Source organism: Pseudomonas izuensis, assembly GCF_002356535.2.
Taxonomy (GTDB): domain Bacteria; phylum Pseudomonadota; class Gammaproteobacteria; order Pseudomonadales; family Pseudomonadaceae; genus Aquipseudomonas; species Aquipseudomonas izuensis.
In genome coordinates, this window is the sequence record NZ_AP017423.2 from 2,006,110 (window position 1) to 2,024,116 (window position 18,007).

18 protein-coding genes and 4 tRNA genes are annotated in these 18,007 nt (G+C 58.4%); 15 read left to right on the forward strand and 7 right to left on the reverse strand.

All coding sequences use genetic code 11. The features are described 5' to 3' along the window. The first annotated feature begins 19 nt into the window (after positions 1 to 19). The 9 genes from LAB08_RS09030 to LAB08_RS09070 all read left to right on the forward strand — a co-directional run bounded on the left by LAB08_RS09030 (position 20) and on the right by LAB08_RS09070 (position 8,616). Positions 20 to 1,231, forward strand: a complete 1,212-nt coding sequence (locus LAB08_RS09030; protein ID WP_096512549.1) for an O-succinylhomoserine sulfhydrylase — start codon at positions 20 to 22, stop codon at positions 1,229 to 1,231. Continuing rightward, positions 1,228 to 2,001, forward strand: a complete 774-nt coding sequence (locus tag LAB08_RS09035; protein WP_096512548.1) for an SDR family oxidoreductase — start codon at positions 1,228 to 1,230, stop codon at positions 1,999 to 2,001. The genes LAB08_RS09030 and LAB08_RS09035 overlap by 4 nt, the downstream gene beginning before the upstream one ends. A 222-nt stretch (positions 2,002 to 2,223) precedes the next feature. Then, positions 2,224 to 2,299: transfer RNA gene (locus LAB08_RS09040), tRNA-Val, on the forward strand. Positions 2,300 to 2,352: 53 nt separating this feature from the next. Then, a tRNA-Asp gene (locus tag LAB08_RS09045) sits at positions 2,353 to 2,429 on the forward strand. Between the two features lie 92 nt (positions 2,430 to 2,521). Next, positions 2,522 to 2,598 (forward strand) — tRNA-Asp (locus LAB08_RS09050). 443 nt (positions 2,599 to 3,041) lie between these two features. Beyond that, positions 3,042 to 5,873 carry a xanthine dehydrogenase family protein molybdopterin-binding subunit gene (locus tag LAB08_RS09055; RefSeq protein ID WP_096512547.1) on the forward strand — a complete coding sequence of 944 codons (2,832 nt, stop codon included), beginning with the start codon at positions 3,042 to 3,044 and terminating at the stop codon, positions 5,871 to 5,873. Continuing rightward, positions 5,866 to 6,405: a (2Fe-2S)-binding protein gene (locus LAB08_RS09060; RefSeq protein ID WP_096512546.1), complete on the forward strand. Its 540-nt coding sequence runs from the start codon at positions 5,866 to 5,868 to the stop codon at positions 6,403 to 6,405. Before LAB08_RS09055 ends, LAB08_RS09060 begins: the two co-directional genes overlap by 8 nt. Positions 6,406 to 6,407: 2 nt before the next feature. Then, positions 6,408 to 7,643: a c-type cytochrome gene (locus LAB08_RS09065; protein WP_096512545.1), complete on the forward strand. Its 1,236-nt coding sequence runs from the start codon at positions 6,408 to 6,410 to the stop codon at positions 7,641 to 7,643. Between the two features lies 1 nt (position 7,644). Next, positions 7,645 to 8,616, forward strand: coding sequence for an XdhC family protein (locus LAB08_RS09070; RefSeq protein WP_096512544.1), 972 nt, complete (start codon positions 7,645 to 7,647; stop codon positions 8,614 to 8,616). A 118-nt stretch (positions 8,617 to 8,734) separates the two neighbouring features. Here the strand turns inward: LAB08_RS09070 and LAB08_RS09075 are convergent, their stop codons facing one another. After that, on the reverse strand, positions 8,735 to 10,018 hold the full coding sequence (locus LAB08_RS09075; RefSeq protein ID WP_096512543.1) for an NAD(P)/FAD-dependent oxidoreductase: 1,284 nt from the start codon (positions 10,016 to 10,018) through the stop codon (positions 8,735 to 8,737). A 184-nt stretch (positions 10,019 to 10,202) separates the two neighbouring features. On the opposite strand from LAB08_RS09075, the gene LAB08_RS09080 reads away from it, so the two are divergent. Further along, a tRNA-Val gene (locus LAB08_RS09080) sits at positions 10,203 to 10,279 on the forward strand. Positions 10,280 to 10,406: 127 nt separating this feature from the next. Here the strand turns inward: LAB08_RS09080 and LAB08_RS09085 are convergent. Then, positions 10,407 to 10,691, reverse strand: a complete 285-nt coding sequence (locus LAB08_RS09085) for a hypothetical protein (protein ID WP_096512542.1) — start codon at positions 10,689 to 10,691, stop codon at positions 10,407 to 10,409. A 403-nt stretch (positions 10,692 to 11,094) separates the two neighbouring features. Here LAB08_RS09085 and LAB08_RS09090 point away from each other — a divergent pair, with 403 nt between their 5' ends. Further along, positions 11,095 to 11,289: a hypothetical protein gene (locus tag LAB08_RS09090; protein WP_096512541.1), complete on the forward strand. Its 195-nt coding sequence runs from the start codon at positions 11,095 to 11,097 to the stop codon at positions 11,287 to 11,289. A gap of 63 nt (positions 11,290 to 11,352) precedes the next feature. Here LAB08_RS09090 and LAB08_RS09095 read toward each other — a convergent pair whose 3' ends face one another. Next, complete coding sequence (locus LAB08_RS09095) at positions 11,353 to 12,105, reverse strand: carbonic anhydrase (RefSeq protein WP_096512540.1); 753 nt, start codon at positions 12,103 to 12,105, stop codon at positions 11,353 to 11,355. Positions 12,106 to 12,348: 243 nt separating this feature from the next. Here LAB08_RS09095 and LAB08_RS09100 point away from each other — a divergent pair, with 243 nt between their 5' ends. Then, on the forward strand, positions 12,349 to 12,804 hold the full coding sequence (locus LAB08_RS09100; RefSeq protein ID WP_096512539.1) for a DUF2214 family protein: 456 nt from the start codon (positions 12,349 to 12,351) through the stop codon (positions 12,802 to 12,804). 87 nt (positions 12,805 to 12,891) lie between these two features. On the opposite strand, the gene csrA is transcribed toward LAB08_RS09100, so the two are convergent. Then, a complete protein-coding gene (csrA, locus tag LAB08_RS09105) occupies positions 12,892 to 13,086 on the reverse strand; it encodes a carbon storage regulator CsrA (protein ID WP_007938114.1) in 195 nt (64 codons plus the stop codon). Positions 13,087 to 13,336: 250 nt separating this feature from the next. Between csrA and LAB08_RS09110 the strand changes: the two genes are divergently transcribed. Then, positions 13,337 to 13,702, forward strand: coding sequence for a penicillin-binding protein activator LpoB (locus LAB08_RS09110; RefSeq protein ID WP_096512538.1), 366 nt, complete (start codon positions 13,337 to 13,339; stop codon positions 13,700 to 13,702). 137 nt (positions 13,703 to 13,839) lie between these two features. On the opposite strand, the gene LAB08_RS09115 is transcribed toward LAB08_RS09110, so the two are convergent. From LAB08_RS09115 to LAB08_RS09125, 3 genes are all read right to left on the reverse strand, one after another. Next, positions 13,840 to 14,529: an endonuclease gene (locus LAB08_RS09115; protein WP_096512537.1), complete on the reverse strand. Its 690-nt coding sequence runs from the start codon at positions 14,527 to 14,529 to the stop codon at positions 13,840 to 13,842. A gap of 4 nt (positions 14,530 to 14,533) precedes the next feature. Continuing rightward, complete coding sequence (locus tag LAB08_RS09120) at positions 14,534 to 14,824, reverse strand: DUF1654 domain-containing protein (protein ID WP_096512536.1); 291 nt, start codon at positions 14,822 to 14,824, stop codon at positions 14,534 to 14,536. A gap of 162 nt (positions 14,825 to 14,986) precedes the next feature. Further along, positions 14,987 to 16,075: an asparaginase gene (locus tag LAB08_RS09125; RefSeq protein ID WP_096512535.1), complete on the reverse strand. Its 1,089-nt coding sequence runs from the start codon at positions 16,073 to 16,075 to the stop codon at positions 14,987 to 14,989. Between the two features lie 342 nt (positions 16,076 to 16,417). Here LAB08_RS09125 and LAB08_RS09130 point away from each other — a divergent pair, with 342 nt between their 5' ends. Then, positions 16,418 to 16,825: a hypothetical protein gene (locus LAB08_RS09130; RefSeq protein ID WP_096512534.1), complete on the forward strand. Its 408-nt coding sequence runs from the start codon at positions 16,418 to 16,420 to the stop codon at positions 16,823 to 16,825. A 201-nt stretch (positions 16,826 to 17,026) separates the two neighbouring features. Continuing rightward, the gene (locus LAB08_RS09135) at positions 17,027 to 17,980 is read left to right on the forward strand and encodes a sugar ABC transporter substrate-binding protein (protein ID WP_096512533.1); all 954 of its coding nucleotides are present in this window, start codon (positions 17,027 to 17,029) and stop codon (positions 17,978 to 17,980) included. The last annotated feature ends 27 nt before the right edge of the window (positions 17,981 to 18,007 follow it).

An 18,007-nucleotide genomic window follows, 5' to 3' on the forward strand; every position in this document is an offset into this window, starting at 1 on the left:
ATAGGGAAGGAGTGACAGCATGAGTCAGGATTGGGATGCCGGTCGGTTGGACAGCGACCTCGAAGGCGTAGCGTTCGATACCCTGGCGGTACGTGCCGGTCAGCACCGCACGCCGGAAGGCGAACACGGTGATCCGATGTTCTTCACTTCCAGCTATGTGTTCCGCACCGCCGCCGACGCGGCCGCGCGTTTTGCAGGGGAAGTGCCGGGCAACGTCTACTCGCGTTACACCAACCCGACAGTGCGTGCCTTCGAAGAGCGCATTGCTGCCCTGGAAAGCGCCGAGCAAGCGGTGGCCACCGCCACCGGCATGGCGGCGATCATGGCCGTGGTGATGAGCCTGTGCAGCGCCGGCGATCATGTGCTGGTGTCGCGCAGCGTATTCGGCTCGACCATCAGCCTGTTCGAGAAGTACTTCAAGCGTTTTGGCGTCGAAGTCGATTACGTGCCCCTGGCGGATTTGTCCGGCTGGGATGCGGCGATCAAGGCCAACACCAAATTGCTGTTCGTCGAATCGCCGTCCAATCCGCTGGCCGAGTTGGTGGACATCGCGGCTCTGGCAAAAATCGCTCACGCCAAAGGCGCAATGCTGGTGGTCGACAACTGCTTCTGCACTCCGGCGTTGCAGCAACCACTGAAAATGGGCGCGGACATCGTCGTGCATTCGGCCACCAAGTTCATCGACGGCCAGGGGCGTTGCATGGGCGGTGTCGTGGCGGGTCGCAGCGAGCAGATGAAAGAAGTGGTGGGCTTCCTGCGTACCGCTGGGCCGACCCTGAGCCCGTTCAACGCCTGGATCTTCCTCAAGGGCCTGGAAACCCTGAACCTGCGCATGAGGGCTCATTGCGCCAACGCCCAACAGTTGGCTGAATGGCTGGAGCAGCAGGACGGTATCGAGAAAGTCCATTACGCCGGCCTCAAGAGCCATCCGCAGCATGAATTGGCCCAGCGTCAGCAGAAGGGCTTCGGCGCCGTGGTGAGTTTTGAGGTCAAGGGCGGCAAAGAGGGCGCCTGGCGCTTTATCGATGCAACCCGACTGATTTCGATCACCGCCAATCTGGGTGACAGCAAAACCACCATCACACACCCGAGCACCACCTCCCACGGCCGTCTTGCGCCGCAAGAGCGTGAGGCCGCGGGGATTCGTGACAGCCTGATCCGCATCGCGGTCGGTCTGGAAGACGTGGCAGACCTGCAAGCCGACCTGGCGCGCGGGTTGGCTGCCTTGTGATCGAGTTGTCTACGCCAACCGCCTCCAATGGTCGTGTAGCGCTGGTGACCGGCGCTGCGCGGGGCATTGGTCTGGGTATTACCGCCTGGCTGATCAGTGAAGGCTGGCAAGTGGTGCTGACGGATCTGGACCGGGTGCGAGGGTCGAAGGTGGCGAAGGTGCTCGGCGACAACGCCTGGTTCATCGCCATGGACGTCTCCAATGAGGCGCAGGTCGCCTTGGGTGTTGCCGAGGTGCTGGGGCAATTCGGGCGTCTGGATGCGCTGGTGTGCAATGCGGCGGTTGCCGATCCGCACAACACCACTCTGGAAAGTCTCGATCTGGCTTACTGGAATCGGGTGCTGGCGGTCAATCTCAGTGGGCCGATGCTGTTGGCCAAGCACTGCGCGCCCTACCTGCGCGCCCACAGCGGGGCGATCGTCAATCTTGCCTCGACCCGTGCCGGGCAATCGGAACCCGATACCGAGGCGTATGCGGCAAGCAAGGGCGGCCTGTTGGCCCTGACCCATGCCTTGGCCATCAGCTTGGGGCCGGAAATTCGAGTCAATGCGGTCAGCCCGGGCTGGATCGATGCCCGCGACCCTTCGGTGCGCCGCGCCGAGCCGCTGACCGATGCCGATCATGCGCAGCATCCGGCGGGCAGGGTAGGGACGGTCGAGGACGTGGCGGCGATGGTGGCCTGGCTGCTGTCAAAAAATGCCGGTTTCGTCACAGGGCAGGAGTTTGTGGTGGACGGTGGCATGACCAAGAAGATGATCTACAGCGAGTAGATTGAGCTGAAACTCAGGCATTGATGTTGAATCAGCCGTCGTCTTCGCGAGCAGGCTCGCTCCCACATTAGAAATGCGATCCACTGTGGGAGCGAGCCTGCTCGCGAAAGCGGTCAATGCAGTACCGATTGAAAGAATTTTGTCTTTTTCAGAAAAACTTCAATCCTGCTATTGACTTAGGTTCGTTACCTGCGTAAATTTCGCGGCCTCGGAGATGCAAACGGGTGATTAGCTCAGCTGGGAGAGCGTCTGCCTTACAAGCAGAATGTCGGCGGTTCGATCCCGTCATCACCCACCACTCCCGAGAAGCTTGCGAAAGCAAGAGGTAGGCTGAAATGCCTCCACCGACGCGCAGCGGTAGTTCAGTCGGTTAGAATACCGGCCTGTCACGCCGGGGGTCGCGGGTTCGAGTCCCGTCCGCTGCGCCATATTTTCCGAGTCAGGCTCGCCTGGTTCGAGATTGAAAAGCTACTGAGTTTTCAATCAGACGAGTTACTTGGGCGAAAGTCCAAAGCGATACGCAGCGGTAGTTCAGTCGGTTAGAATACCGGCCTGTCACGCCGGGGGTCGCGGGTTCGAGTCCCGTCCGCTGCGCCATATCTGCATCAAGGCCCACTGAACGCCTTGGTGCTACGAAGCTAGCCATCAGTGCTACTTCGAGTCGATAGCAAAGACCCTGGTCGAAAGACCGGGGTTTTTTGTTTCTGAAATTTGATTTTTCCCTTCCTGTATTTTTCCTGTCAGTTCTCTCTGCATGTCTATCCTCAGATAGAGCCATATTTGCGCGCAAGCGCGACGGGGCGAATCCTGTTCTCGTGTTTGTCGAAATCCACAGCGCACTGTGCCAAAAAGTCGCGGTTTTTTGATCTTTTGGTCAGTTTTTAGTTTTCCGCAAGGTCGTAAATCTATAAACTTAACCCTTCAGTCAGCTTTGCACTGTCATTTCAGCCCTTGAACCGTCAAGAAGGGCTTCTGCAAGACTCGAGAATTCCAGTACATAACCAGAAGGGCGGACCCCGTAACCGCCCAGAGGATGATCCATGTCCAACCGTGAAATATCCCGGCGTTCGTTCCTTCAGGGCGGGCTGGTGGCGGGTGTGAGCGTCACGCTTACACCGCTGAGCAGCCAGGCGCTGGCCGCCTTGATGGAAAACAGCGTGACCGTGCCGTCCGAGCAATGGCTTGGCAACAACGGCAAGGCGCGCGCCCGTAACGATGCCTTGTCCAAGGTCTGCGGCAGCAAGGTCTTTGCCCGCGACATCCGCGCCAAGGACATGCCGGGCTGGCCGCAGCAGCAAGGCCACGCCATGCTGCTCAAAACCATCAAGGCTGACCGTATCTACGACGGCTACGACCTGTCGTGGTTGGGCGCCGAGTTGCAGCCGGACCGGATCGTCACCGCCGAGGACCTGGTCAAGGACGGTATCGTCTTTCCGGAAGAACACGCCCCCGATCCACTGTTGCCGGCTGGCAAGGTGCCGATGTTCATCGGTCACCCGGTGGCGATCCTGATCTGGAACGACTTCGAGCGTTTCCGCCAGGCCAAGGCCCAACTCAAGTTCAACGACAAAGCGATTCGTTACGGCGCTCAGGTGCCGTTCTACGAAGGCGATCCCTACGGTAGCTTCCGCTACGTGCGTGTCGGCGGCGCGACCTCGGCAGATGAAGACGAATTCGCCAGCCTCAAGGATTCGATCCTGTTCCCGATGCTGCGCAACCGCCGTCCGGTGTGGAATTCCCAGCCGAACCTGCACGGCAACCTGACCGAGCGCGGCCTGTTCTACGCTGAGCGCATGAAGCAGCAGATCGACACGCCGCCAGACAACTGGCTGGTGTTCGACGAGCGCTACAAGACCCCATCGATCGAACCAGCAGCAATGGAGCCGGACAACGGCAACGGCTGGTACGACCCGGCGACCAAGACCCTGCATTTTGTGGTGGCGACCCAGTGCCCGCTGGAAACTGCGACCGAGACCGCGAAGATGATCGCGCCGTCGCGTTTCGGCCTGGCCAACCTCAACATGCGCCCCGGTTACACGGTCGGTTACGGCTCCAAAGACCACAACATTTTCGTCTACTACGCAGCGCTGGCGGCCTTGTACGGTGCCGGTGTGCCTGTACGTCTGGCCAACGACCGCTACGAGCAGTTCCAGAGCGGCATCAAGCGTCATCCGTTCGACATCCGCTATCAGCTGGCGGTGGACAAGACCGATCACAGCTTCAAGATTTTCCGCGCCGAAATGAGCGTTGACGGTGGCGGCCGGATCAACTATAGCCCGTCTGTGGCCGCGGTTGGCGCCACGGCGGCGCAGTCGATCTACTACATGCCGCAGAACGACCTGCAGGTCACCGCCTACCATTCCCGTGCCGTAGAAGCCGGATCGATGCGTGGCTACGGCACCCTGCAGAGCATGGCGTCCACCGAGATGATGGTCGATGAAATCGCCGGTCGCCTAGGCATCGATGCCATTGAGCTGCGCCGCAAAAACGCCCTGCGTTCGGGCATGAAAAACACCCAGGGCGCGGTCCCTGCGGGCGCGTTGCGCTTGCATGAAATTCTCGACAAGGCCGCTGCACACGAGGTCTGGAAAAAACGCGACCTGATCAAGATGCAGCGTGAAGCGGCTGACCCTGATCACTGGTATGGCGTCGGTTTTGCCATCTGCCAGAAAGACTTCGGCACCGGTTCCGAAGCGCCGATGGCCAGTATCGAATTCACCGCCGAGGGACGTATCAACCTGCGTCACATCGGCATCGAAATCGGTACCGGCATGTCCACTTCGCAAGCGATGGTCGTGGCCGATTTCCTCGGTCTGCCTGCGCATGAAGTGAAGACCGGTGAAACCGACTGGAAGGAAATGCAGCTGATCACCGGCGGCAACCCTTACATCATGAGCCAGGCTGAACAGGACAGCTTCCTGCGCAACCCGCGCTGGGTCGGCAAGATCGCATCGGCCTCGTCGGCGACCAACTCCGCCTACTACTTCAGTCACGCCACCCGTGAAGCGGCGCGTGTGCTGTTCAACCACGGCCTATGGCCGGCGGCGCTGGAGATCTGGCGACAAGGCCCTTACGGCGGCCAGGCCAACCCTTATGTGGTGCGACGCGAAGACGCTCATTGGGTCGACGGCAAACTCACCGCCAACGGCATGGAGCCATTGCCGTTTGCGATGCTGGCCAAGCGTGCCCATGAGCGCGGTCTGGTCACAGGCGCCACCGTGCACGGTTTCAACCGCTGGAGCTGGGCCGAGGCCGAGTACAGCATCGACGGCGTGCATGAGCGTTTGCCGCTCGATGGCCTGGCGGTCAAGTACGGCGACGGTGCACCGAAGGCGAAACTGGCACAGATGAGCAGCGCCGGTTTCCATCTGCTGGATCGGCAGAACATCGCTTACCCGGTGACCCAGTTGAACAACGCGGCGGTGACTTACTACAGCCCCGTGGCAACGCTGGTGGAATTGAAAGTGAACAAGGGTTCGGCGGAAGTGACAGTGCTCAATCATCACTCGTGGGTCGAGTGCGGTCGGGTGCTGGTGGAAGAACTGGTCAAGGGCCAGATCGAAGGCGGGATCGCCATGGGCATCGGCCACGCGCTGATGGAGGAAATGCCGCTGTACGAAGGTGGGCCGGGGGAGGGTGACTGGAACTTCAACCGTTACCGCTTGCCGATGGCGCGGCACGTGGCGGTCTGGAAACAGACCGCGGAGATCCTGCCGCCGCTGTCGCCGAGCGATCCGTCCAAGGGCATCGCCGAGGTGGTGATGATTCCAGTGGTCGGCGCCATCGGCAACGCCGTGGCCCATGCCATCGGCAAACGTGTCCGCGACCTGCCTATCACTTCTGCACGTATCAAGGAGGCCCTCAATGGCTAACCGTCCGCTTCAACTGACCCTCAACGGTCAATCCGTCGGCCCGGTGGACATCCCTGATGACCTGCCGATGATCGATTACCTGCACGAATACAAGAACCTCACCGGCTCGCGCCTGGGCTGCGGCCAGGGTATCTGTCACGCCTGTGTGGTGATCGTCGATAACCCGGATGGCACCAGCGAAGAAGTGCGTACCTGCATCACCGGCGCGCACTATTTCGAAGGCAAGAAGGTGCGGACCATCGAAGGCCACGCGACCCGTGACGAACAGGGCAAGGTCACCGAGCTGAACCCGATCCAGCAGCGCTTCGTCGACGAGTTCGCCTTCCAGTGCAGCTACTGCGCGCCAGGTTTCGTCAATGCCGCGACGGTGCTGGTGGAAAGGCTGCAGCGTCAGCCAATCGTCAAAAGCCAGCTGGAACAAGTCATCGAGGACAGCCTTGGTCATCACATCTGCCGCTGCACCGGGTACGTGCGCTACTACAGTGCCACGCGCAACGTGCTGACGGATCTTGGCCTGGTCAAGGAGGGTTGAGCATGAAGCATCTACTGACCCGCCTTGCATTGGCGGTCGGCCTGGCTGCGCCTGTGTTGCTGGCGCAGGCGGATGATCAGGTCAAGCGCGGCGAATACCTCGCCCGTGCCGCCGATTGCATGGCCTGCCACACCGCACCGGGCGGCGCGCCGTTTGCGGGCGGTTTGCCGATCGTCTCGCCGTTCGGCACGATCTACGGCACCAACATCACCCCGAGCAAAGAGCATGGCATCGGTTTGTATAACGATGACGAGTTCTTTGCCGCGCTGACCGAGGGCAAGCGCCGCGATGGTGCCAACCTGTACCCGGCGATGCCTTACACCTCGTATCACCTGATGCCCCGTGAAGACTCCGACGCGATTCACGCCTACCTGAAAACCGTCGAGCCGATCGAACGTGCCGCGCCGGTGACCAGCCTGAGCTTCCCGTTCAATGTTCGCCCGGGCCTGATGGGCTGGAACATGCTCTACGGCAAAGACGTGAAGCTGGCGCCGGCCGAGGGCAAAAGCGAAGCCTGGAAGCGTGGCCAATACATGGTCGACGTGCTTGGCCACTGCGGCGAATGCCACACGCCACGGGGGCTGCCGGGGGCGATGCAGCAAGACAAGCGCATGACGGGAGGTCTGCTCAACGGTTATCTGGCGCCGAGCTTGCTGGCCACTGACCTGGCGGCTCGCGGCTGGAATCATCAGGACCTGAGCTCGTTCCTCAAGCACGGCATGAGCGCCCAGGGCACGATGTTCAACGAGATGTTTCCGGTATTCCACAACAGCACTCAGGGCCTGAATGATCCTGATTTGGCGGCCATGGCGACCTTCCTGCTCGGTGATCAGCCACTGGCGGCGAAAGTGCTGACTGATATGCCGTTGGACAAGCTCAGTGCAAGCGCCCAGCGCGGCCGTCAGGAATATTTGAATGTCTGTGCCGGTTGCCATGCGGTCGGTGGCGAAGGCAAGCCGCACATCGCGGTGGCCATGCGCGGCAACACTACATTGCGTCTGGAAGATCCGCGTAACCTGGTGCGGGTGATCGACGATGGCATCGGTGAACAGAAGTTTGCCGGGTTCGAACACATGCAGCCAATGCCGGGCTTCGCCGAAAAACTCAGCCACGAGCAGCTTACTGATTTGTTGAACTACCTGCGTCAAGGGTGGGGCGGTCAGGCGGGTGATCTGGCGGTCAACAAGGTGCAGACGCTGCGCGCAGATGCGCCGCCGCTCGAGCACAAGGCGCACTGACATGCAGCATCTGGATCTGCAAGTGGTGCGCCGGGCGCTGGAGTGGTCGGCGGGCGGACATCGAGTCTGGCTGTGTACTGTCCTCGCCACCTACGGCTCGGCACCCCGTGCGCCGGGTTCGTTGCTGGCGGTGAGTGCAGATGGACAGTGGATCGGTTCGCTGTCCGGCGGCTGTGTCGAGGAAGACTTTCTCGAACGCGTCGCCGAAGGTGCATTCGAGCAAGCGGTCAGCGTCGTGCGCTACGGCGAAGGCGATGACCCGCGCTCGCGGGTCAGCCTGCCCTGTGGCGGCGTACTGGATGTGTTGGTCGAGAAGCTTGAGCCTGATTGCGACGTGCAGTCGCATTTGCGCGAGCTGGAGTCGGCACTGTTGGGACGGCGTCGGTTGATCCGCGAAGTCGACCTGGTTAGCGGCGCACGCAGTCTGTTCGACGATCGCGAACAGGGTGCGCGCGTAGAGCGCGAGATCGACCGGGTTCGACTGCGCGTCGGCGCGGCACAGCGTTTGCTGTTGGCCGGGTACTCCAGCGTGGCGCAGGCTTGCGCGGAATTTGCCGTGGGCCTGGGGTTCGAGGTGATTTTGTGTGATCCGCGTGACGAGGTGCTGCAAGGCGTGGTGCTGGACAACGTGGAGATCCGCCGTCAACTGCCGTCGGTGTTCATCGCCGACGGTGGCTGCCACAGCGATACGGCAGTGGTCGCCCTGACCCACGACCCGCGCATCGATGACCTGGCAATGATGGAAGCGGTGCGAACCGAGGCGTTTTACATCGGAGTGATGGGCTCCCTGCAGACTTCGCAGAAGCGCTTCGAGCGCTTGCGGCGAATTGGTGGTCTGGGGGATGTCGAACTGACGCGGATTCATGCGCCAATCGGTTTGAACCTGGGCAGTAAGACACCGGCGGAAATTGCCTTGGCGGTGCTGGCCGATATCCTGCGGATTCGCAGCGGTATCGCGCGGGATCGGCTCTAACCCCAATACCACTGTGGGAGCGAGCCTGCTCGCGAAGAGGTCGTGTCAGTCAGCATTGATATGTCTGACACACCGTCTTCGCGAGCAGGCTCGCTCCCACACAGTTTTGCAGTGTTACTTAGTAGCCAAACTTGTCCCGCAATCCGTAATACCAGGCGCCCAATGCCGCAAACGGTGTGCGTAGCAATTGACCGCCAGGGAAGGGGTGGTGCGGCAGGTCTGCAAACGCGTCGAAACGCTCGGCCTGGCCACGCAGCGCTTCAGCCAGAACCTTGCCTGCCAAGTGCGTGTAGGTCACGCCGTGGCCGCTGCAACCCTGGGAATAATAGATGTTGTCACCCAGGCGTCCGACCTGCGGCAGGCGCGACAGGGTCAGCAGGAAGTTGCCGGTCCAGGCGTAGTCGATCTTCACATCTTTAAGCTGCGGGAAGGCCTTGAGCATTTTCGGCCGAATGATTGCCTCGATGTTCGCCGGATCCCGCGCGCCATACACCACGCCGCCGCCGAAAATCAGGCGCTTGTCACCACTCAGGCGGTAGTAGTCGAGCAGGTAGTTGCAGTCCTCGACGCAGTAGTCCTGAGGCAGCAGGCTTTTCGCCAATGCATCGCCCAAGGGCTCCGTGGTAATGACTTGAGTGCCGCATGGCATCGACTTGGCAGCCAGTTCCGGTACCAGATTGCCCAGGTAGGCGTTGCCCGCCACGATGATAAATTTTGCCCGGACCTTACCTTGTGGCGTATGCACTACCGGATTCGCGCCACGCTCGATGCGCACGGCCGGTGATTGCTCGTAAAGGGTGCCGCCCAGCGACTCCACGGCAGCCGCTTCGCCCAGCGCCAGATTGAGCGGGTGAATATGCCCGCCACTCATATCCAGCATGCCGCCGACGTATTGATCGCAGGCCACCACTTCACGGATGCGTCGCTGGTCCATCAGTTCGAGTTGCGTGTGACCGAAGCGCTCCCAAAGGCGCTTCTGGGATTCCAGGTGGCCCATCTGTTTAGGGGTGATGGCGGCGAACACACCACCGTCCTTCAAGTCGCACTGGATGTTGTACCTGGCGACCCGCTCACGAATGATCCGCCCACCCTCGAACGCCATTTGCCCCAGCAACTGAGCCTGCTTGGGACCGACACTGCGCTCGATCACATCAATGTCGCGGCTGTAGCTGTTCACGATCTGGCCGCCGTTACGTCCCGACGCGCCGAAACCCACCTTGGCCGCTTCCAGCACCGTTACCCGGAAACCACTCTCCAGCAGGAACAGCGCCGCCGACAGTCCGGTGTAACCGGCGCCGATCACACAGACATCAGTCTCAACATCATCCTGCAGAGCCGGGCGCGGCGGCACCGCATTGGCCGATGCGGCGTAGTAGGACTCTGGGTAGGGGGTGTTCGCCATCCTGCTGCCTCTGTTTAATATATTTTACGAGTGTGTCGATCCTACCCGAGTTAAAAAACCACCGCCAGCCACCGGAAAATCTTCTTTGCAGCCGAAAAATTAAATATTTTGCATATTCATAGGGTTAGCTCGAAAAAAAGGTGTTGACACCCCTCCGGAATTCCGTAGAATGCCGCCTCACAGCAGGCACGTAGCTCAGTTGGTTAGAGCACCACCTTGACATGGTGGGGGTCGTTGGTTCGAGTCCAATCGCGCCTACCAAACAAAATCCGCTCTGCTGGGCGGTCTAGAAGGGCTCACCGAAAGGTGGGCCCTTTTTTGTTGTCTGCGATTTGCAAAGCTTTTGCGAAACACGGCTTACCTCCCCATTTGAAGCGACTCTCCAGACCTACTCAATAATTTTCAACCCTACCGTATTCCTTGCCAATTTCGCGCGTTCGCTCCAGGCGATGGTGTGGCTGGCTTTGTTCCAGCGCACTTTTCGAATGTCACGATCCGCAGCTCTTTCCATGGCGTCAGCGATGAACCGGATATTGATAGTGGCTCCTGCGCACTCTCCCTGATGGAGCAGGGCTGCTTTCCAGGCCTCGAGGTCGCTCATGTTCGAGCGCTCGACGATGACGACCTTCTTGAACCCATTGGCCACAAAATGGATCTCGTAACGCTCCCTCATCACGCATGCGTCCCGGTGCTGATTTCATATGATAAATATTATCATTTGCGAGCGACGGATCGAAATGAGTTTGATCGAATGAAAACCAATTCGTTTTGATATTGAACTGATCGCACCGAATGGCATCCAACCTGAACACGTGACCAAGTGCTTCGCTGGCTTTTGTGCGGGAGACCAATATGGGGAGGCGAGGGATGATCAAGTTCTATGCGACTTATTTGTCCATTTGCCTTCTGCTTCAATGGATGGTGGTCAAGTCGTCCTCGTGGATCGCGTCTCATGTTCTTCTGAAGTGGATTTTGTAACCCGATAACCAGTCACTGTCCTGACAGGTCATGCCGCCACAGTCACACCGCCATTCAGGCGTAGAATGGGCAGTACTACCTCATCTAAGGAGTCGAACATGATCTCCGACCAAATGAACAAGCAGTCATCCGAATCTAAAACCGTCTGGGATCAATACTTCTGCGCGGCGTTGATTGCCGAAAGCAATCTGACAGCACCGGTTGTCGGCGGCGCTACTCACGAAGACAGGCAGAACCTGTTGATCGAGAGGGCCAAAGCCCTCGCTGACAAAATGATGGAAAACAGAAAATAACCAGAGCCCAGCCATCGCGCTGGGCTCTTCACATCTGATACGCCTCACCGATGCTGTGTCGAGTCAGGCAATCAGTTCGACTTTGCCGGTCGCCAGTCGATAGATGCCCCCGACTATTTTCAGTTTGCCGTTACCGAGCGCGTCGGTCAGCAGAGGCGTGGCCTTCTTGAGGCGGTCGACTGTGTTTTTGACATTCTGAACGGTTGCGTTTTCCACCAGGTCTCCGGGCTGGTTGATGACTGTCTCGATAGAGGGTTTGAGTGCGTCAGTCAGTTTCTGGATTTGCCCAGGGAACACGGTGTGCTCTTTTACGGCTTTTATACCGGCCTCGATGGCGCCGCAGCTCTCATGCCCCAATACCAGAATGAGTGGCGCACCCAGCACGGCAACGCCGTATTCAAGACTGGCCAGACCTTCATCTGTGACGAAGTTACCAGCGACGCGTATGGCAAACAGATCACCTCGTGCGGTATCGAAAGCGTACTCGGGGGCGATGCGCGAGTCGGAGCAGCTCAATACTGCCACGAACGGATTCTGGCCGGAGACCAACGCTTCACGTTCGCTCTTGAAGTCGTGTTTCTTGGAGTTGCCACTGATATATCGCTCATTTCCCTTCATCAACCGTTTCAGGGCTTCATCCGGGTTGATCACGTTTTTAGGTTTTGGCGGCGCTGAGGTTTTTTCTGCTGCCTGAATGACCCGGTCGGGCAGGATACCGGCAAGTAGCAGGGCACCGGCTCCTAGCCCGGCAACCCGAAGAAAATGGCGACGATCATTCATTTTTGAAGCAGAGTTTGAATCGCATGATTCACACATGATGTCGTGTACTCAGTTCAATTCGGTGGGAATGACAGCTGTTGGGGGTAGTGTCTGCAGGGCGCTGAGGCACTGGAGTGTTGAAGTCTAGCCGGTCTGCAACGTTATGTTTTCCGCAGCCTCCGGGAGCGCGTCGACGGAGCGTAAACTCGTGAATGGCAAAGTGCGAGGTGGGTGCAAACCCATGGGACATGGGCTACTACTGACAGGTTGATTCAACGACGTCCTGACAGGAGTTTCTCGATGCTGACTCACTGGTTTCTTGCGGCAGTGCATCTTTTGGCGTTTGCGCTTGGGTTCTGGGCCGTTCTGGTTCGTGGTACGAATTTTCGGCGTCTGGCAGTCGGCACGGGGGAGGCTCGCAGCGTGTTGATCGCGGATAACCTGTGGGGGATTTCTGCGCTCATTCTGCTGGTTACCGGTGGGGTGCGAGCCTTTGGCGGGTACGAGAAAGGTACGGATTACTACCTGCATCAGCCGTTGTTCCACCTCAAGATGACGCTCTTCGTTCTTATCCTGCTGCTTGAAGTGACGCCGATGGTGACCTTGATCAAGTGGCGGGTGGCGCTGGCGCGTGGCGCGGGAATCGATACCGGGCGCGCGACGCTGTTTGCGCGCATCAGTCATGTCGAGGCGTTGCTGCTGTTGCTGATGGTGATCGCGGCCACTGGCATGGCACGCGGCGTGACGTTTGGCTAGTCGGGGATGGTCGGGTGCGTCGGCGCTTGAATCTTTAGCCAGCCGTCATTCCGGGGTGAACGGGCTGGCTACTGACTGCATCAGAATTCAGGGAGTTTGTGGCTTGTCCGGGGCGGTCAGGCCAGCCTGAATGCGCTGATAGATCTCTTCACGGTGCACCGCAACGTCTTTCGGGGCGTTGATGCCGATCCGGACTTGCTGACCGCTTACGCCCAGAATGGTGATCGTAATGTCATCGCCAATGTTTATGCTTTCACCGACTTTGCGGGTGAGTATCAGCATGGTCTTCTCCTTGATTGCTTTATGGGGCACCTGATTCGGACAGTGCAGAGGTCGGTGGTATGTATAGATTAGTGCGAAGTCTCACGGTTTGGGTGCCTCTTTCTGACGTGCAGATGCAGCATTAATTCCCAAGGCGTAACTATACAGAGGCCGCAACCATCATTCTCGTTGTTTTGCGCCCATTTTGCGGCACTCGGGACGTAATCATGAGTGTTAAAATCTTCGCTTTAAGCATTCAGAGGGCAACGCTGTGCGCAAAATGGTCTTGGTAATGGCGGTACTGGCGCTGGCGGGATGTGGTGAAGGCAAGCGCGCTGACGCACCGAAGCCGCAGCCGGCAACGATCGCCGCACCTGCGCAGGCATCAGCGCCGCAATGGGACCTGGAAGTGCGGGGTGAATCATCCCAGGCAGTCAGCGACATCAGTGGCTGGTTGATCGAGCACAATTTCATGACCAATGTCGTCCGGGAGAATGGCAAGGTCCGAGTGCTGATGGGGCCGTTCAATTCAAAAGCCGAGGCCGAGGCCAAGCAGGCGGAGGTCAGCGCGGCCATCACCCGGGCGAAGCAGAAGAACATAGAGCTGCTGGTGCTGGAGCGACCGGTCGCTCAGTAACAACGCAATGGCTGTTTCGCGATCAAGCCAGGGCAGTCAAACCAGGGCAGTGCAAGTGGACTTGTTGATGGTCGAGCCCACTGGAAACACAAAGGCCTCGGGGTTGAACCCGAGGCCTTTGTGTTTTTAATGGGCGTTTAACCGCAGGCTTTCATGTCGACCGGGCCGACAAACTCGTTGCCGCGTCCCATGACGCACGCCACGCTCTGGTTGCGTTGACGTTCCCAGGCCTGAACCGGATAGGTTTTGTCCCAGGCTTCATACAGTTGGCGATCCTGTTTCGACAGGCGCAATCCGTACTGCTTGCTCATGTAGAAATAAGTCCGGGCGATCATGCCGCGAATGGATGGGCGAGGCATGACCTTCTTCGCCTTGAAGTCGACCTGAGTCAGGCACGAACCATATTGACCCGATTGCTCCGGCAGCCAGCCGAAACTGAAGTTGCTGCGATCGCCATTCACTTCACCGATGCTGGGCACCAGGTTATGCAGATCGGCCTCGGCCTTCTGATAGACGGAATCGTACCGCGTGCAATTCTTGCGTCCGCCTTCTTGCCAGCATTGGCGCTGATGACCAATCTGCCAGGCGGGAACAATGTGCTCCCACTCGATGCGGGCAGCGCGCTTGGCATTTTTGCGCGGCACATATCCACAGGCCGCGAGGTTCACCCGGTTGCCGGTGTATTTACAGCCGCAATAAAACTCGGTGGATTGTGGTGCGTACAGCTTCCAGGCCACTTTCTTGGCTTCGTCGAAAGTACGTGGCGCATCGGCCTGGGCGCCCATGGCGAACAACAGAAACAGCAAAGCAAAACAGCGGACACTCATTGACTCAATCTTCCTTCGGCACAACCCAGAAAATCTGCACGCCACCATCGTCGCGATAGGCGAGGGTGACGTTGTCGTTCTCGTCGATTTCTTCGAGCAAGCGCTCCCACTCATCCGCGGGCTCGTCCGGAAGACGGAAAATCAGGGCTGCCTTGGCTTTTTGAGCAGTGGGGGAGTTGATGATTTTCTGAACGCGCAAGCCCATGCGGACATAGGCGTCAGGTGAAGCGGAAGTGGTGTCCACGGAATTTTCCTTATTAAGCTGTACGTGCATACAGTATTTAACTGTAGGCATTTTCGCAACTGCTTAAAACTCAAGAAAATCTTCTGACAGCCGTTTTTTCGTTTTGGCGTAGGGCGAAGGGCGATTTTTTATCGGGGGGAGGTGAGAGCCACTCGCCAAGGCTGGCGAGTGGTGAAATCAGTGCCCGACCGAAATCGTTCGGGCGAGGGCGAATCAATACTCCCAGAACATCCTTTGCAACTCTTTACTGTCGTTGGTCTTGGTCAGGGCAACCATGGCCAGGATGCGTGCTTTTTGCGGGTTCAGGTCGTGCGCCACGACCCAGTCGTATTTGTCGTCAGGCTGCTCGGCGTTGCGCAGTACGAAGCCACCGGCGTTGACGTGGGAAGAACGAATGATTTGCACGCCGTCCTTGCGCAGGGCTTGCAGGCTTGGAACGACCCGCGAGGACACAGAGCCATTGCCGGTGCCGGCATGGATGATAGCTTTGGCTCCCGACTGAGCCAGTGCCTTATAGGCGGTGTCGCCAACGTTGCCATAGGAGTAGGCGATTTCAACGTCAGGCAGGCTCTTGATGGTCTTGATGTTGAATTCCGAATCCATGGTGTGGCGCTTGGCTGGCAAGCGGAACCAGTAGGATTTGCCTTCCACCACCATTCCGAGCGGACCCCAAGCGCTTTTGAATGCCTCGGTCTTGATGTTGACCATTTTGCTGACGTCACGACCTGACTGGATTTCATCGTTCATGGTCACGAGCACGCCTTTGCCGCGTGCCTCTTTACTGCTGGCCACGGCCACGGCGTTGTAGAGGTTGAGCATGCCGTCGGCAGACATGGCGGTGCCGGGACGCATGGAGCCAACGACGATGATCGGCTTGTCGGTTTTTTCCACCAGGTTCAAGAAGTAGGCGGTTTCTTCCAGGGTGTCGGTGCCGTGGGTAATCACGATACCGTCGACATCTGCGCTGTCGGCCAGTTCGGCCACGCGGTGACCCAATTGCAGCAGGTTGTCGTTGGTGATGCTCTCGGATGCGATCTGCATGACCTGTTCGCCGCGAACGTTAGCCAATTGGCTCAGTTCCGGAACGCCGGCGATCAATTTGTCGACGCCGACTTTTGCCGCTTGATAGGTAGCGCTGTTGGCCGTGCTGGCACCGGCGCCGGCAATGGTGCCGCCGGTGGCCAGGATCACCACGTTCGCCAGTTTCTGTTGGGTTTCGACTTCTTTTGCCTGAAGGGCTGTTGGCAGGAGTAGCAGGAGGGCCAAGGCGCCCGGAACAAAAGTCTTGATAGCAGATGTCATTATTTTTCTCTCTAGTCGTGACGGTGCTGATGCAGGTTCATCTAGATGTGCCCCGGCGAATCTGAACGCTTGGGGTGCTGGAGAAGAGCAGGATCTGTACCAGTCATGTGTTGCATGGAGAAAAACCTTTAACCTATTGATTTGTTTAAATATTTAAACGAGTCATGCGAAGTGCGGACGCTTGGGATGTCCGGTTATCCGACCGTCTGGCGTTTTTGTGTTCGGCTCACCGAAAAGGATGGCTGTTGAACAGGTCTTTCTGACGGCTCGTGAAACAGAGCTAAAGAAACCCGTGCACAGGTCGATCTTCTTCCTGAGGAATTTTTAATTCATGGAGTTCATATGTCGTTGACTGTCGGTTTTCCAAGTGCATTCGTGATCAACATCGGTGGGAAATCACCGGCGCCCGTCGAATCGTCGACTGAGGTGGAGGGGGGTGAGAAAAAGGCAGTCAGCCCCGGTGATGTTCGCGGTTCTGAATCCGAAAGCGGTGACAGTCAAAGCATTGCGGTGAAGACGCTGCTCAAACGCATGCAGGAACTGCAACAGCAACTGCGCGAACAGCAGCAGCAATTGGCGGCCACGCAAGCCGCGGCGTTTCCAACACCGGACGCCAAGTCGACGGCAGTGATGGCGATTCAGGGCCAGATTGCCGATACATCGGCCGCCCTGTTGCAAGTGACTGCCGCCCTGGTAAAGGAATTGACCAAATCCGCGAGTACGGGAAGCGTGATCAGTACGACGGCATGATAAAAAACAGTCGGTTTTTATCCAGGCTTCGAGCCTGTAAAGGGCATTTCCGGTCGTTGACAAATTTTGACAAGGTTCGCATAGTTCGATCAACGCAAACGTTTGCGCGGCCATGACGGTGGACAAAATCCATCGATAGCGCCAGGTAGCTTACGTCGGCGCAAGCGTTGCTCACAATAATCATAAGATCGGAGTGAACCCATGAAGCTGCCATTCGCTGGACGTCTTCTTGCTGTCGCTATGCTGGCCGCCGCTGCCGCCGCGTTACCTGTCTCTTCGGCTTTTGCCGAAACACCCGCCAAGCCTAAAGTCGCACTGGTCATGAAATCCCTGGCCAACGAATTCTTCCTGACCATGGAAGACGGTGCCAAGGCCTACCAGAAAGACCACTCCAGCGAATTCGAGCTGATCTCCAACGGTATAAAGGACGAAACGGACACCGCCAACCAGATCCGTATTGTCGAGCAGATGATCGTTTCAAAAGTCGATGCGCTGGTCATCGCGCCAGCTGATTCCAAGGCCATGGTGCCGGTGATCAAGAAAGCGGTCGATGCCGGTATCACCGTGATCAACATCGACAATCAGCTTGACCCGGCGGTGGTGAAAAGCAAAAACATCAGCGTTCCGTTCGTAGGTCCGGATAACCGCAAAGGGGCGCGACTGGTGGGTGAGTACCTGGCCAAGCAGCTCAAGGCCGGTGATGAAGTCGGCATTATCGAAGGCGTGTCCACCACCACCAACGCCCAGGCCCGCACCGCGGGTTTCAAGGATGCGATGGAGGCTGCGCAGATCAAGGTGGTGTCCGTGCAGTCCGGTGACTGGGAGATCAACAAGGGCAACCAGGTTGCCTCCGCCATGCTCAGCGAATACCCGCAAATCAAGGCCCTGCTGGCCGGTAATGACAGCATGGCGGTCGGTGCAGTGTCTGCCGTGCGCGCCGCGGGCAAGGCCGGCAAAGTGCAAGTAGTCGGCTACGACAATATCAATGCCATTAAGCCGATGCTCAAGGACGGTCGTGTGCTGGCCACTGCCGATCAGTTCGCGGCCAAACAAGCGATATTCGGTATCGAGACCGCGTTGAAAATGATCAAGGGCGAGAAAGTCGACAGCGCCAACGGTGTGATCGAGACACCGGTAGAGCTGGTTACAAAGTAATCCTCTGGCGACACAGCAGTGCTCGTC

Bases quoted from the DNA above. Each gene is read 5' to 3' on its own strand.
- LAB08_RS09125 (WP_096512535.1), bottom strand. From the start codon at position 16,075: ATGACATCTGCTATCAAGACTTTTGTTCCGGGCGCCTTGGCCCTCCTG.
- LAB08_RS09115 (WP_096512537.1), bottom strand. From the start codon at position 14,529: ATGAGTGTCCGCTGTTTTGCTTTGCTGTTTCTGTTGTTCGCCATGGGC.
- LAB08_RS09100 (WP_096512539.1), top strand. From the start codon at position 12,349: ATGCTGACTCACTGGTTTCTTGCGGCAGTGCATCTTTTGGCGTTTGCG.
- LAB08_RS09060 (WP_096512546.1), top strand. From the start codon at position 5,866: ATGGCTAACCGTCCGCTTCAACTGACCCTCAACGGTCAATCCGTCGGC.
- LAB08_RS09135 (WP_096512533.1), top strand. From the start codon at position 17,027: ATGAAGCTGCCATTCGCTGGACGTCTTCTTGCTGTCGCTATGCTGGCC.
- csrA (WP_007938114.1), bottom strand. From the start codon at position 13,086: ATGCTGATACTCACCCGCAAAGTCGGTGAAAGCATAAACATTGGCGAT.
- LAB08_RS09090 (WP_096512541.1), top strand. From the start codon at position 11,095: ATGATCTCCGACCAAATGAACAAGCAGTCATCCGAATCTAAAACCGTC.
- LAB08_RS09030 (WP_096512549.1), top strand. From the start codon at position 20: ATGAGTCAGGATTGGGATGCCGGTCGGTTGGACAGCGACCTCGAAGGC.
- LAB08_RS09055 (WP_096512547.1), top strand. From the start codon at position 3,042: ATGTCCAACCGTGAAATATCCCGGCGTTCGTTCCTTCAGGGCGGGCTG.
- LAB08_RS09070 (WP_096512544.1), top strand. From the start codon at position 7,645: ATGCAGCATCTGGATCTGCAAGTGGTGCGCCGGGCGCTGGAGTGGTCG.
- LAB08_RS09065 (WP_096512545.1), top strand. From the start codon at position 6,408: ATGAAGCATCTACTGACCCGCCTTGCATTGGCGGTCGGCCTGGCTGCG.
- LAB08_RS09120 (WP_096512536.1), bottom strand. From the start codon at position 14,824: ATGCCTACAGTTAAATACTGTATGCACGTACAGCTTAATAAGGAAAAT.
- LAB08_RS09085 (WP_096512542.1), bottom strand. From the start codon at position 10,691: ATGAGGGAGCGTTACGAGATCCATTTTGTGGCCAATGGGTTCAAGAAG.
- LAB08_RS09075 (WP_096512543.1), bottom strand. From the start codon at position 10,018: ATGGCGAACACCCCCTACCCAGAGTCCTACTACGCCGCATCGGCCAAT.
- LAB08_RS09095 (WP_096512540.1), bottom strand. From the start codon at position 12,105: ATGTGTGAATCATGCGATTCAAACTCTGCTTCAAAAATGAATGATCGT.
- LAB08_RS09130 (WP_096512534.1), top strand. From the start codon at position 16,418: ATGTCGTTGACTGTCGGTTTTCCAAGTGCATTCGTGATCAACATCGGT.